12 protein-coding genes are annotated in these 12,676 nt (G+C 63.4%); 2 read left to right on the top strand and 10 right to left on the bottom strand.

Annotated elements, in window-relative coordinates; all coding sequences use genetic code 11:
* Positions 1–55: 55 nt before the first annotated feature.
* Positions 56–595 (top strand): hypothetical protein, encoded by a 540-nt coding sequence (locus BZL41_RS19465; RefSeq protein WP_095600821.1) that lies wholly within the window; start codon positions 56–58, stop codon positions 593–595.
* Here BZL41_RS19465 and BZL41_RS19460 read toward each other — a convergent pair whose 3' ends face one another.
* The 6 genes from BZL41_RS19460 to BZL41_RS19435 form a co-directional block, all read right to left on the bottom strand.
* Positions 596–838 carry a DUF3820 family protein gene (locus tag BZL41_RS19460; RefSeq protein ID WP_095600899.1) on the bottom strand — a complete coding sequence of 81 codons (243 nt, stop codon included), beginning with the start codon at positions 836–838 and terminating at the stop codon, positions 596–598. It abuts the gene before it with no gap.
* Positions 835–1,773: a Nudix family hydrolase gene (locus BZL41_RS19455; RefSeq protein ID WP_095600820.1), complete on the bottom strand. Its 939-nt coding sequence runs from the start codon at positions 1,771–1,773 to the stop codon at positions 835–837. Before BZL41_RS19455 ends, BZL41_RS19460 begins: the two co-directional genes overlap by 4 nt.
* On the bottom strand, positions 1,770–2,402 hold the full coding sequence (locus BZL41_RS19450; protein ID WP_095600819.1) for a glutathione S-transferase family protein: 633 nt from the start codon (positions 2,400–2,402) through the stop codon (positions 1,770–1,772). The genes BZL41_RS19455 and BZL41_RS19450 overlap by 4 nt, the downstream gene beginning before the upstream one ends.
* A gap of 117 nt (positions 2,403–2,519) precedes the next feature.
* Positions 2,520–3,737: a bifunctional glutamate N-acetyltransferase/amino-acid acetyltransferase ArgJ gene (gene argJ / locus BZL41_RS19445; protein WP_095600818.1), complete on the bottom strand. Its 1,218-nt coding sequence runs from the start codon at positions 3,735–3,737 to the stop codon at positions 2,520–2,522.
* A 112-nt stretch (positions 3,738–3,849) separates the two neighbouring features.
* Positions 3,850–6,588: a preprotein translocase subunit SecA gene (gene secA, locus BZL41_RS19440; protein WP_095600817.1), complete on the bottom strand. Its 2,739-nt coding sequence runs from the start codon at positions 6,586–6,588 to the stop codon at positions 3,850–3,852.
* Positions 6,589–6,693: 105 nt separating this feature from the next.
* The gene (locus BZL41_RS19435) at positions 6,694–7,620 is read right to left on the bottom strand and encodes a M23 family metallopeptidase (protein ID WP_095600816.1); all 927 of its coding nucleotides are present in this window, start codon (positions 7,618–7,620) and stop codon (positions 6,694–6,696) included.
* A 78-nt stretch (positions 7,621–7,698) separates the two neighbouring features.
* Here BZL41_RS19435 and BZL41_RS19430 point away from each other — a divergent pair, with 78 nt between their 5' ends.
* Positions 7,699–8,160: a DUF721 domain-containing protein gene (locus BZL41_RS19430; protein WP_095600815.1), complete on the top strand. Its 462-nt coding sequence runs from the start codon at positions 7,699–7,701 to the stop codon at positions 8,158–8,160.
* 118 nt (positions 8,161–8,278) lie between these two features.
* On the opposite strand, the gene lpxC is transcribed toward BZL41_RS19430, so the two are convergent.
* The 4 genes from lpxC to BZL41_RS19410 all read right to left on the bottom strand — a co-directional run bounded on the left by lpxC (position 8,279) and on the right by BZL41_RS19410 (position 12,676).
* Entirely contained in the window at positions 8,279–9,190 is a 912-nt protein-coding gene (gene lpxC, locus BZL41_RS19425) for a UDP-3-O-acyl-N-acetylglucosamine deacetylase (protein WP_084336630.1), read from the bottom strand.
* 112 nt (positions 9,191–9,302) lie between these two features.
* Positions 9,303–10,484, bottom strand: coding sequence for a cell division protein FtsZ (gene ftsZ / locus BZL41_RS19420; protein WP_095600814.1), 1,182 nt, complete (start codon positions 10,482–10,484; stop codon positions 9,303–9,305).
* A 49-nt stretch (positions 10,485–10,533) separates the two neighbouring features.
* The gene (gene ftsA, locus BZL41_RS19415) at positions 10,534–11,781 is read right to left on the bottom strand and encodes a cell division protein FtsA (protein ID WP_084336626.1); all 1,248 of its coding nucleotides are present in this window, start codon (positions 11,779–11,781) and stop codon (positions 10,534–10,536) included.
* A 16-nt stretch (positions 11,782–11,797) separates the two neighbouring features.
* On the bottom strand, positions 11,798–12,676 hold the full coding sequence (locus tag BZL41_RS19410) for a cell division protein FtsQ/DivIB (protein WP_095600813.1): 879 nt from the start codon (positions 12,674–12,676) through the stop codon (positions 11,798–11,800).

Below are 12,676 nucleotides of genomic sequence, written 5' to 3'. Positions count from 1 at the left end.
AGATCGGCGCGATCCGGGCTATCCTTCGCGCCCCTCCACTCTCAGGCATGCCCTCATGAAAGACCGTCTCGTCGAACTGATCACCCTGATAAGCTCGGGCTGTATGGGCCCGGAGGAGATCGAACGGATCGCCGACGAAGCCGCCCAGGCCTATGCGGACCCACAGGGCTTTCTGAAGGCCAACCCGGATATCAATTACGACGAGGATTTCCCAATCCCTCTGGGCGAGTGGGTGGTGGTGGGCAGCCTGCCGGAAACCGTGCTGTTCCAGGCAGACCGCTTCGACGACCTGTTGCAGCAGATCATGGACTCGTTCGGCAAGCAGGTGACGTTCAACCTCAAACCCAAGCAACTGGCCAAGGCCGATGCCTTGACCGCACTGCGGCGGATTCAGGTCCAGCTCAGCGCCCTCTACCCGGAAAAGGGCGGCTACGTACTGATGGACTTCAGCGACCCGCTGGATGATCTGCTGCAAACCGTACTGGTCTATACCTGCGACCTGCCCCGCGTGCTGGAGCTGTGCCAGGCGCTGGACATCCACGCGGCCCCGTCCTACGAATTCCTTCGCGAAGAGTTGGAAGGACCGGAAGCCTGATCAGTGCTCCTCGGGTAATTGCGATTGCTGGAGCTTTCGGCGCAAGGGCTCCAGCAGCGCACCCAGGCCGTTGTGGTCGATCTCGTGCATCAGCGCCAGCAGGCGGCCGATCTCGCCGGCGGGGAAACCTTCCCGGGCGAACCAGCCCAGGTAATGGCCGGGCAGATCGGCGATGGCCCGGCCCTTATACTTCCCGTACGGCATGGTTCGGATGAGCAGCAGTTCGAGGTCTTCCGGTCTCACGGCCACAGCCCTCGGATGCCGGCAATACCCTGTGCGCCGGCATCCCAGGCGCGGGGCAGATCCTGCGGTGCCAGGCCACCGAGCAGATAGGCCGGCTGGTTGAACCGACGCAACAACTCGCTGGCACGCTCCCAGCCCAGCACCTCGGCGCCGGGATGAGTCCGGGTCGGCTGTACGGGCGACAAGGTGACGAAATCCACCCCCATTTCCGCCGCCAATTCAAGCTCTTCGGCGCTGTGGCAGGATGCCGCCAACCAGCGCTCGGCGGGAAACGGCCGACCACTGCTCACCAGCTCCCGCAACTGCCGGGCGGTCAGGTGCCAGCCCGCCGCTGGGAAATCGCCGAGCCACTCCAGCGGCCCTTTCAGCATGAGCTGGGCGCGACCGGCGCACAGCCCCTGGGCATCGACGGCCAAGTCGCGGTACTCGGCGTCGAACATATCCGGCGCGCGTAGCTGGACCAGCCTGACACCGCCGTCCAGCACAGCCTTCAGGCCTTGCAGCAGCTCGGCGGGACCGAGATTTTCCGGCGTGATCAGGTAACGGTCCGGCAATCGGGCGGCCGCTACGATGGGCCGGTTCGCCGCGGGGAATTCATAGTCCGCCAACTGCCGTGGCGTTACCCAGGCCAGCGGTTGTCCTTCGGCACCATGGGGTTCGCCGTCGAAGCCGGAAACCTCCCAGACATCCAGCAGCACATGCTTGTCCGGGTAGTCATGATGAATCTGAATCAACGGCCGGGCGTTCGTCACGCGGATGCCCAGCTCCTCCTCCAGCTCACGGCCCAGCGCGGCCTGAACGGCCTCGCCCTCCTCGACCTTGCCGCCGGGGAATTCCCAGAGTCCGCCCTGGTGCTTGTCTTCGGGACGCCGGGCGATCAGTACGCGGCCATCGCTTCCGCGAATCACCGCGGCGGCGACATGCACTCGCTTCATCCGAGCTTCTCCGTCTCCTCCAGCGCAGCCTGATACCAGCGCTGGAAAGCCGGCCAACGGTAGATGGTCTCGACATAGGCCTCCGCCTCCGCAGGCAACGCTACGGCGTAGCTGCGGAAACGCGCGGCAACCGGCGCATAGAAGGCATCGGCAATGCTGGCATGGCCGAATAGGAAAGGGCCGTCCTGACCGAAGCGCGCCCGGCAGTCAGCCCAGAGCGCACAGACGCGGGCAATGTCGGCCGCGGCCTCGTCCGGAATGCGTGCCAGCGACTGGTTGCGCTTGAGGTCCATCGGCAGATGACTACGCAGGGCGACGAAACCGCTGTGCATTTCCGCGCATACCGAGCGCGCCACGGCACGCGCATACTGGCCGCGTGGCCAGAGATGGGATTCGGCGAAGCGTTCGGCGAGATACTCGGCAATGGCCAGGGAGTCCCAGATCGGCCCCTCTTCCGTCTGCAGCACCGGCACCTTGCCCGCCGGAGACTCGGCGAGCAACCGGGCCCGACTGTCCGGCTGATAGAGCGGGATGCGCAGCTCTTCGTAAGGCTCTTCGGCCAGCTCCAGTACCAGCGCGGCACGCAGCGACCAGGACGAGTAGTTCTTGTTGCCGATTACCAGTTTCATCGCTTTTCCTCTCCGACAAACCCAAGCTGCAAGCGAATCAGTGTGGACGCTCACCTGGCGCTATCGTCAAGCCTCACGCTCTGACTTGCCGCTTACAGCTTGAAGCTTGCCGCTGCTTCAGGTGCGGTATTCCGCATTGATCTTCACGTACTCATGGGACAGGTCGGTCGTCCAGATGGTCTCGCTGCAGGTGCCACGACCCAGTTCGATACGGATGCCGATCTCCTCGCGGGCCATGACCGCTGCGCCCTGGTCCTCGGTATAGCTGGCGGCACGGCCGCCACGGCTGGCGATGCAGACTTCGCCGAGGTAGACATCGATCTTCGACACATCCAGCTTGGGTACGCCGGCACGACCGACGGCAGCCAGGATGCGCCCCCAGTTCGGGTCGGAGGCGAACAGTGCGGTCTTGATCAGCGGAGAGTGAGCCACGGCATAGCCGACATCCAGGCACTCCTGGTGGGTGGCGCCGCCATTGACCTGCACAGTCACGAACTTGGTGGCGCCTTCGCCGTCGCGAACGATGGCTTGGGCCAATTCCATGGAAACGTCCAGCACCGCCTGCTTCAGCGCCGCGAACAACGGGCCACTGGCCTGGGTGATCTCCGGCAGGCCGGCCTTGCCGGTGGCGATCAGCATGCAGCAGTCGTTGGTGGAGGTGTCGCCGTCGATGGTGATGCGGTTGAACGACTTGTTCGCCGCATCGCGCAACAGATCCTGCAGCACGCCTTGGGCGACCTTCGCGTCGGTGGCGATATAACCGAGCATGGTCGCCATGTTCGGTTTGATCATCCCGGCGCCCTTTGAAATACCGGTGACAGTGATGGCGACGCCGTCGTGCTCGAATTGGCGGCTAGCGCCCTTCGGCAAGGTATCGGTGGTCATGATGCCCGTGGCAGCGGCGGCCCAGTTACCTTCCGACAAGTCGGCCAGTGCGGCGGGCAGCGCCGCCTCGATCTTCTCCACCGGCAGCGGTTCGCCGATCACGCCGGTGGAGAACGGCAGCACTGCGGTCTCATCGACCCCGGCCAGTTCGGCCAGCTTGGCGCAGGTTCGCGCGGCCGCTGCCAGCCCCGGCTCACCGGTGCCGGCGTTGGCATTACCGGTGTTGGTCAGCAGGTAGCGGACCGGGCCGAGCACACGCTTCTTCGCCAGGATCACCGGCGCGGCGCAAAAAGCGTTGAGGGTGAATACACCGGCCACGGTGGAGCCCTCGGCGCAGCGCATCACCACCACATCCTTGCGCCCGGGGCGCTTGATGCCGGCGGAGGCGATGCCGAGTTCGAAACCGGGAACCGGGTGCAGGGTAGGCAGAGGGCCAAGACCAACAGCCATGGATGCGCTCCTTCAATCGTTCTGTGTGCGATGCCGTACCGTCGGCACGGCTGGAAAAACGCCGCGAGCGGCTGGGCCGGTCGCGGCGTTGGTCGTTACTGGCGGGCCGGCTTCAGTTGACCTGCCCGTGGCAATGCTTGTACTTCTTGCCGGACCCACAGGGGCACGGTTCGTTACGACCGATCTTCGGCTCCTGGCGAACCGGCATCTGGGCCACTGCGGCACCGCCTTCCTCCTCCTGGGGCTCAGGCGGCGGCTGCAAAGCAGAAGCCTCGGCATGCTGGAACTGCATGCGCTGGGCCAGGGCCTCGGCTTCACGACGCAGACGTGCCTCTTCCTCGGCCGGGTCTTCGCGACGGACCTGGACGTGGGACAGCACGCGAATGGTGTCACGCTTGATGGAGTCCAACAGGTCCTGGAACAGGTTGAAGGACTCGCGCTTGTACTCCTGCTTCGGGTTCTTCTGAGCATAGCCGCGCAGGTGGATGCCGTAGCGCAGGTGGTCCATGGTCGACAGGTGGTCCTTCCACAGGTCGTCCAGGACGCGGAGCAGAATCTGCTTCTCGAAGGTCCGCAGCGCTTCGGTGCCTGCCAGGTCTTCCTTCTCCTTGTAGGCATCCAGCAGGGCCTGGAGGATACGCTCGCGCAGGGTTTCCTCGTAGAGCTTCTCGTCCTCGTCGAGCCACTGCTGGATCGGCAGGTCGACGCCGAAGTCGCTGCGCAGGGCCGCTTCCAGCCCGCCGATGTCCCACTGCTCCGGCAGGGACTGCGGCGGAATGTGCTGGTTGATGGCGTTGGTCAGCACTTCCTCACGGAATTCGGCAATGGTCTCGCCGACGTCGGTGGCGGCCAGCAGGCTGTTGCGCATGTGATAGATCACCTTGCGCTGCTCGTTGGCCACGTCGTCGAATTCGAGCAGTTGCTTACGCATGTCGAAGTTGCGGCCTTCGACCTTGCGTTGAGCCTTCTCGATGGCGTTGGTCACCATGCGATGCTCGATCGCCTCGCCGGACTGCATGCCCAGCGCCTTCATGAAATTCTTCACCCGGTCGGAGGCGAAGATACGCATCAGGTTGTCTTCCAGCGACAGGTAGAAACGGCTGGAGCCCGGGTCGCCCTGGCGGCCGGCACGGCCACGCAACTGGTTGTCGATACGCCGGGACTCATGGCGCTCGGAGGCGATCACATGCAGGCCGCCCGCTTCGATCACCTGTTGGTGGCGCTTCTGCCAGTCGGCCTTGATCTGGGCGATCTGCTCGTCGCCGGGGCTCTCCAGCGCCGCCACCTCGGCCTCCCAGTTGCCGCCGAGAAGAATGTCGGTACCACGACCGGCCATGTTGGTCGCAATGGTCACCGCTCCCGGGCGACCGGCCTGGGCGATGATCTCGGCTTCCTTGTCGTGGAATTTGGCGTTGAGGACCTTGTGCTCGATGCCTTCCTTCTGCAGCAGTTGGGAGACGTACTCCGAGCTTTCGATCGACGCGGTACCCACCAGCACCGGACGGCCATTGGTCTGGCACTCCTTGATGTCGGTGATGATCGCGGCGTACTTCTCTTCCTGGGTCAGGTAGACCAGGTCGTTGAAGTCCTTGCGCGCCAGCGGCTTATTGGTGGGGATCACCACCACGTCGAGGCCATAGATTTGATGGAATTCGAACGCCTCGGTGTCGGCGGTACCGGTCATGCCGGCCAGCTTCTTGTACAGGCGGAAGTAGTTCTGGAAGGTGGTCGAGGCAAGGGTCTGGCTCTCGGCCTGGATCGGCAGGCCTTCCTTCGCTTCGATGGCCTGATGCAGGCCTTCGGAGAGACGACGGCCCGGCATGGTGCGGCCGGTGTGCTCGTCGATCAGCAGAACCTGGTTGTTCTGCACGATGTATTCGATGTTGCGGTGGAACAGCTTATGTGCGCGCAGGCCGGCGTAGACGTGGGTCAGCAGCGACAGGTTGTGCGCGGAGTAGAGGCTCTCGCCCTCGGCCAGCAGACCGGCCTGGGTGAGCATTTCCTCGATGAACTGGTGGCCCTGTTCGTTCAGCTCGACCTGGCGGGTCTTCTCGTCCACCGCGAAGTGGCCTTCCTGGGTAACGACGCCTTCCTCTTCCTCGATGTGCTGCTTGAGGCGCGGGATGAGCTGGTTGATCTGCTGGTAGAGCTTGGAACTGTCCTCGGCCTGGCCGGAGATGATCAGCGGCGTACGCGCTTCGTCGATGAGGATCGAGTCCACTTCGTCGATCACGGCGAAATTCAATTCACGCTGGAACTTGTCTTCCAGGCTGAATGCCATGTTGTCGCGCAGGTAGTCGAAGCCGAGTTCGTTGTTGGTGCCGTAGGTGATGTCGGCGGCATAGGCGGCACGCTTCTCTTCCGGCGGCTGGAAGGGGGTGACGATACCGACCGAAAGGCCGAGGAATTCGTACAGCGGACGCATCCAGTTGGCATCGCGGCGGGCCAGGTAGTCGTTCACCGTGACTACGTGCACGCCCTTGCCTTCGAGGGCGTTGAGGTAGACCGCCAGGGTCGCCACCAGGGTCTTGCCTTCGCCGGTACGCATTTCGGCAATCTTGCCTTCATGTAGCGTCATGCCGCCGATCAGCTGAACGTCGAAGTGACGCATGCCCATCACCCGTTTGCCGGCCTCACGAGCGACCGCGAAAGCCTCAGGCAGCAGTTGATCGAGGGTTTCGCCTTTGGCCAGACGGGCTTTGAACTCTACGGTCTTGGCACGCAGTTGCTCGTCCGAGAGCGCCAGCATCTGCTGTTCCAGTGCGTTTATCGCCTGTACTGCCTTGAGCATGCGTTTGACTTCACGCTCGTTCTTGCTTCCAAAGAGTTTCTTCAACAAAGGCGCAAACATATCGGCAAAGACTTCCATTCTGGGGATGGAGGCACGGCCGCGGGCCGCCACGGCTGCGTGCAAAGGGGGCATTCTACTCGGAAACGGGAGAGAGGAAAGCGGCGGTTATTCCGCCGCGCTGGCACGGGCGATGAAGCTGGCAGGATTGATCACCATGCCGTTGTGCAGCACTTCAAAGTGGACATGATAACCAGTCGAACGCCCGGTACTGCCGACCTTGGCAATCGTCTGACCGCGCTGCACCAGATCGCCAACCTGAACCAGGTTCTTCTGGTTGTGGGCATAAAGGGTGACATAGCCATCGGCGTGGCTGATCTCGACCACATTGCCGTAACCGCTCTTGCGTCCGGACGACGTGACCACACCCGCCGCCACGGCAACCACATCGCTGCCGGGTTTGGCGGCGAAATCCACGCCCTTGTGCATACTCAGGCGTCCGGTCAACGGGTCGCTGCGACGACCGAACGGCGAGGACATATAGCCCTGCAGAACAGGGCGGCCGGACAACGACTCTGCCTCGCTCAAGCGCCGCTCGGCTAGCAGTTGCTCCAACACTTCGAGCAACTGCTCGCGGTTGTCCAGACGCTCGGACAGGCTGTCCAGGCTGTCCATGAACGGGGGAGGCGCATAGGCCGAGCCTTCCAGCGGCTCGTCGAGGCCGCCCTGCCCCACGTTCAGGGAAAAATCGAATTCGCTGGCATCCAGATTGGCCAGCTCGGTGAGCCGCTCGCCCAAGGCATCGAGACGGGTCAGGCGGGCCTGCAGTTCCGCCAGGTGGGCGGCGAAGGCATCCAGTTGGCGCTGCGCATCCTCGCGGGTCGCACTGATCTCCGCGCGCTGTTCGTCGAGCAGCGCATTCATCGGCTCATCCAGCGGAACAGTAGCCGAACGCGGACCCCACCAGGCCCCCAGCGCTGCGCCGGCCCCCAGAGCCAATCCGATCAACAGGAAGACTGCGCCGCACAGCAGGCGCAGATCGAGGCTGTACGAGCGCGTCGCGCCGTGACGGCGGCTCAGGAAAATGATGTGCATGACGTCCCCTTGTGACCGAGCGCAATCGGTAGCCGTCTTTCTGCTACCATGGCCGCTCCCAATCTCAGGCGTCCTGCCATGATTTTTCGTCCCTTGCCGGCCCGGACACCCGCCGCGCTCTTGAGCGAGGCGAAGCCGTTGAAAGCGCTGTTCGGCGAAGCCCAACGCCTCGCTCATCTGCAGCGTCTACTGGAAAGCCAGCTGCAACCGGCGGCGCGCGAACACTGCCATGTCGCCTCGTGGCGCGACGGTTGCCTGTTGTTGATCATCACCGATGGCCATTGGGCCACCCGCTTGCGTTACCAGCAAAAACGCCTGCTACGGCAACTGCAGGCATTCGAAGAGTTCGCGACCTTAACGAAAATTCTCCTTAAGGTGCAACCTCCAACGCCCCAAAGGCGTGCACCCGGTCGCACTCTTTTCCTCTCCCCCTCGGCATCGGAAAGCATCCAGGCGAGCGCCGAGACCGTCAGCGATCCCCGGCTCAAGGCAGCCCTGGAGCGTCTGGCCAGCCATGTGAAGCCCCCCGAAGACGGCTGACCCACCCTCGGCCGGTGCGACGATAAAACGCACCCGCACGTGGCGACCCGATAAAAGCGCAGGCAAAAAAGAGGCCACCCCAGGGGTGGCCTCGAAGTCTGGAAAAGGAGGGTCTTGCTTACACAGCCGCTACCGGGCGCATGTAGGAGATCGGCGCGGTCTTGGGATCGTCGAAAGTCACCACTTCCCAAGCGTCTTTCTGCTCGATCAGCGTGCGCAGCAGACGATTGTTCAGTGCATGGCCCGACTTATACCCACGGAATTCGCCGATCAGACTGTTACCGAGCAGGTAGAGGTCGCCGATGGCATCGAGAATCTTGTGCTTGACGAATTCGTCCTCATAACGCAGACCGTCTTCGTTCAGCACGCGGTACTCGTCCACCACGATGGCGTTTTCCACGCTACCGCCGAGTGCCAGGTTCTGCGAACGCAGGAACTCGATGTCACGCATGAAACCGAAAGTACGCGCACGACTGACTTCCTTGACGAACGAGGTACTGGAGAAATCCACGCTCGCCGTTTGGGTACGTCCCCGGAATACCGGGTGGTCGAAGTCGATCTCGAAGCTCACCTTGAAGCCGTCGAAGGGAAGGAAGGTGGCGCGCTTGTCGCCCTCCTGCACCGTCACTTCGCGCTTGATGCGGATGAATTTCTTGTGCGCGTCCTGCTCTTGCAGGCCGGCGGATTGAATCAGGAATACGAAGGGGCCGGCACTGCCATCCATGATCGGCACTTCGGACGCGGAGAGTTCGACGTAGGCGTTATCGATGCCCAGGCCAGCCATGGCCGAAAGCAGGTGCTCCACGGTGTCCACCTTGACGTCACCATTGACCAGAGTGGTCGACATGGTGGTTTCGCCGACGTTTTCGGCCCGGGCGGGAATTTCCACCATCGGATCGAGATCGGTACGGCAGAACACGATACCGGTATCCACCGGCGCCGGCTTCAGGGTCAGGTAAACCTTTTCCCCCGAGTGCAGGCCGACGCCCGTGGCGCGGATGATGTTCTTCAGGGTGCGTTGTCTGATCATGGCATTGGCCGCTATAGCACTAGTTGCGAATTGTTTTCAACAATGGCCGGCGATGATAGCAGAACCGGCCTTTGCTGAACACCAATCACCTTCACAGTCCTGATAAATTTCATCAATCAGCCTGGCGACGCAGGAATGCCGGGATATCCAGGTAATCCAGATCGTCCTGGGGGTTGAGCTTGGCCGCGGTCGCCGCACCGGCATGGCTCTGGCGCTGTACGGTGGGACGCTCGTAGTCCTTGTAGTTGACCCCTTGCTCGCTGCGCGGTGCGGCAGCGGTCGACGCGGCCACAGTGGCCTGCACGGTATTGTCGACGACCTTCACCGGCTTCTCGATGCGCGCGCCCAGGCCCGTGGCGACCACGGTGACGTGCAGTTCGTCGCGCATGTCCGGATCGATCACGGTACCCACCTTGACGGTGGCGTGCTCGGAAGCGAACTGCTCGATGATGTTACCCACGTCGGAGTATTCGCCGAGGGACAGATCCGGACCAGCGGTAATGTTCACCAGGATGCCGCGAGCGCCCTGCAGGTTCACATCCTCCAGCAGCGGGTTGCGGATCGCCGCCTCGGTGGCTTCGCGCGCACGGTTCGGGCCGCTGGCGCAGCCGGTGCCCATCATCGCCATGCCCATCTCGCTCATCACGGTCTTCACGTCGGCGAAGTCAACGTTGATCATGCCGGGACGTTTGATGATGTCGGAGATGCCGCGCACCGCACCAGCCAGCACGTCGTCAGCCTTGGCGAAGGCGGACAGCAGGCTGGCGTCCTTGCCCAGGATGGTCAGCAGCTTCTCGTTGGGGATGGTGATCAGCGAATCGACGCTCTCGGCCAGCGCACGGATGCCTTCATCGGCGATTTGCATGCGCTTGCGGCCTTCGAACGGGAACGGACGGGTCACCACCGCCACGGTGAGAATGCCCAGATCCTTGGCCACTTCGGCGATGATCGGCGCCGCACCGGTACCAGTGCCGCCGCCCATGCCGGTGGTGATGAAGACCATGTCGGTGCCTTGCAGCACTTCGGCGATACGGTCGCGATCTTCCAGCGCGGCCTGACGGCCGACCTCCGGATTGGCGCCAGCGCCGAGGCCCTTGGTCACACCGGTACCTAGTTGCAGCACTGTACGGGCGCCAACGTTCTTCAGCGCCTGGGCATCGGTGTTGGCGCAGATGAACTCGACGCCTTCGATGCTGCTCTTGGCCATGTGGTTGACCGCGTTGCCACCGCCGCCACCGACGCCGATGACCTTGATGACTGCACTTTGTGGGACGTTGTCTACTAATTCGAACATTTTCCCTCTCCTTTCCTTTTCTAGTTTGTAACGCCTACCGCTATTGCATTCAGAAATTGCCTTGGACCCAGCGTTTGAGCCGCTCCAGGACAGGTGTTTTGGGTTCATCGCTGAAACTGCCGAAACCGGACATGGGCACGCCGTCGGCCTGCTTCTGCAAGCCGTAGAGCAACAGCCCCACGCCGGTCGAATAGATCGGGTTGCGCACCACGTCGGCCAGCCCCTTGACGCTGTGGGGCACGCCGAGGCGTACCGGCATGTGGAAGATTTCCTCGGCCAGCTCGACCGCACCTTCCATCTTCGAAGTACCGCCGGTGAGAACGATCCCTGCGGGGATCAGATCCTCGTAGCCGCTACGCCGCAGTTCGGCCTGGATCAGGGTGAACAGCTCGTCGTAGCGCGGCTCGACCACCTCGGCCAGGGCTTGGCGGGACAGTTCTCGCGGCGGACGATCACCGACGCTGGGCACCTTGATGGTCTCGCCCGCACCGGCCAGCTTGGCCAAGGCACAGGCGTAGCGGATCTTGATCTCTTCGGCATACTGCGTCGGGGTACGCAGGGCCATGGCGATGTCGTTGGTCACTTGGTCGCCGGCGATCGGAATCACCGCGGTGTGACGGATGGCGCCCTCGGTGAAGATGGCGATGTCGGTGGTGCCGCCGCCGATGTCCACTAGGCAGACGCCCAGTTCCTTCTCGTCCTCGGTGAGCACCGAATAGGCCGAGGCCAGTTGCTCGAGGATGATGTCGTCGACCTCCAGCCCGCAGCGGCGCACACATTTCTCGACGTTCTGCGCCGCATTCACCGCGCAGGTCACCACGTGCACCTTGGCCTCCAGACGGACGCCGGACATGCCCAGCGGCTCGCGCACGCCTTCCTGGTTATCGATGACGTAGTCCTGCGGCAGGGTGTGCAGCACCCGCTGGTCAGCCGGGATCGCCACTGCCTGGGCAGCATCCAGCACGCGCTCGATATCGGCCGGGCTCACTTCGCGGTCGCGGATGGCGACGATGCCGTGGGAGTTCAGGCTGCGAATATGGTTGCCGGCCACCCCGACGAAGGCCGAGTGGATGCGGCAGCCGGCCATCAGCTGGGCCTCCTCGACGGCACGCTGGATCGACTGCACGGTGGACTCGATGTTCACCACCACGCCCTTCTTCAGGCCACGCGACGGATGCGTCCCGATGCCGACGATTTCCAGTTGGCCGTCCGCGGCAACCTCGCCCACCAACGCCACCACCTTGGAGGTGCCGATGTCCAGGCCGACGATCATCTTGCCGCTCTGCACGCTTGCCATGATTGTTCCGTTCTCCTCAATTCTCTGCGCGGGCGGTCATCGCCGCCGCGTCGGGCACCGGCGTACGCCACGCCACGGCCAGGCCGTTGGGGTAACGCAGGTCGATGCGCTCTATATTCGCGATCTGCTCTTTCAGCGCCTTGTCGTAAATGCTGATGAAGCGGCGCATCTTCTCCACTAGGTGATCGCGTCCGAGCAGCAGTTCGATGGACTGGCCGTCGCTGCCCGCCCCCGTTGTCAGGAACCAGCTACCCCGTTCGCGCAGTTCCAGGCGTGCAATGGAGAAGCCCAGCGGACGCAGCATCTGGCTGAGCACCTGGTACTGCTGCATGACCCGCTGTTGCGCACGCTTCGGCCCATAGAGCTGCGGCAGATGCTCGTAGTGCGCCGACTCGCGCGGGGCGAACGCTTGCCCCTGGTTGTTCAACAGCGCCTCGTCGCCCCAACGGGCGATCGGCAATTGCTCCTCCAGGCGGATCAGCACCTGATCCGGCCATACGCGACGCACCTCGGCATGGGCGATCCAAGGCATCTGCTCCAGCTCGCCGCGCATGCCGGCCAGGTCGACGGTGAAGAAGCTCGCCTCGACGAACGGCGCGATGCGTTGCTGCACCGCCTGCTGACTGATGTAACTGAGGTCGCCTTCCACGCTGACCTTGGCGATCGGCCGGTCGGCATAGGGCAACAACCGCTGCGCCAGCTCATAGGCACCGAACCCCAGCCCGACCAGCAACAGCGGCCAGGCCAGACGCTTGAACAGCGCGAAGTTGGGCTTCGGCAAGCGCGCCGATAACGGTTCCTTGGCCACCATCCGGCTGGCACCCCGGGGCGCCGGCTTGCGCATGGAGGCGCGGCCGCTGCCGGGTTGCTGGTGACGGAGAGTGGCGCCGTGCAT

This window comes from Pseudomonas sp. PIC25, assembly GCF_002286785.1.
GTDB lineage: Bacteria > Pseudomonadota > Gammaproteobacteria > Pseudomonadales > Pseudomonadaceae > Pseudomonas_M.
This window is presented reverse-complemented; position numbering and strand designations above follow the sequence as displayed.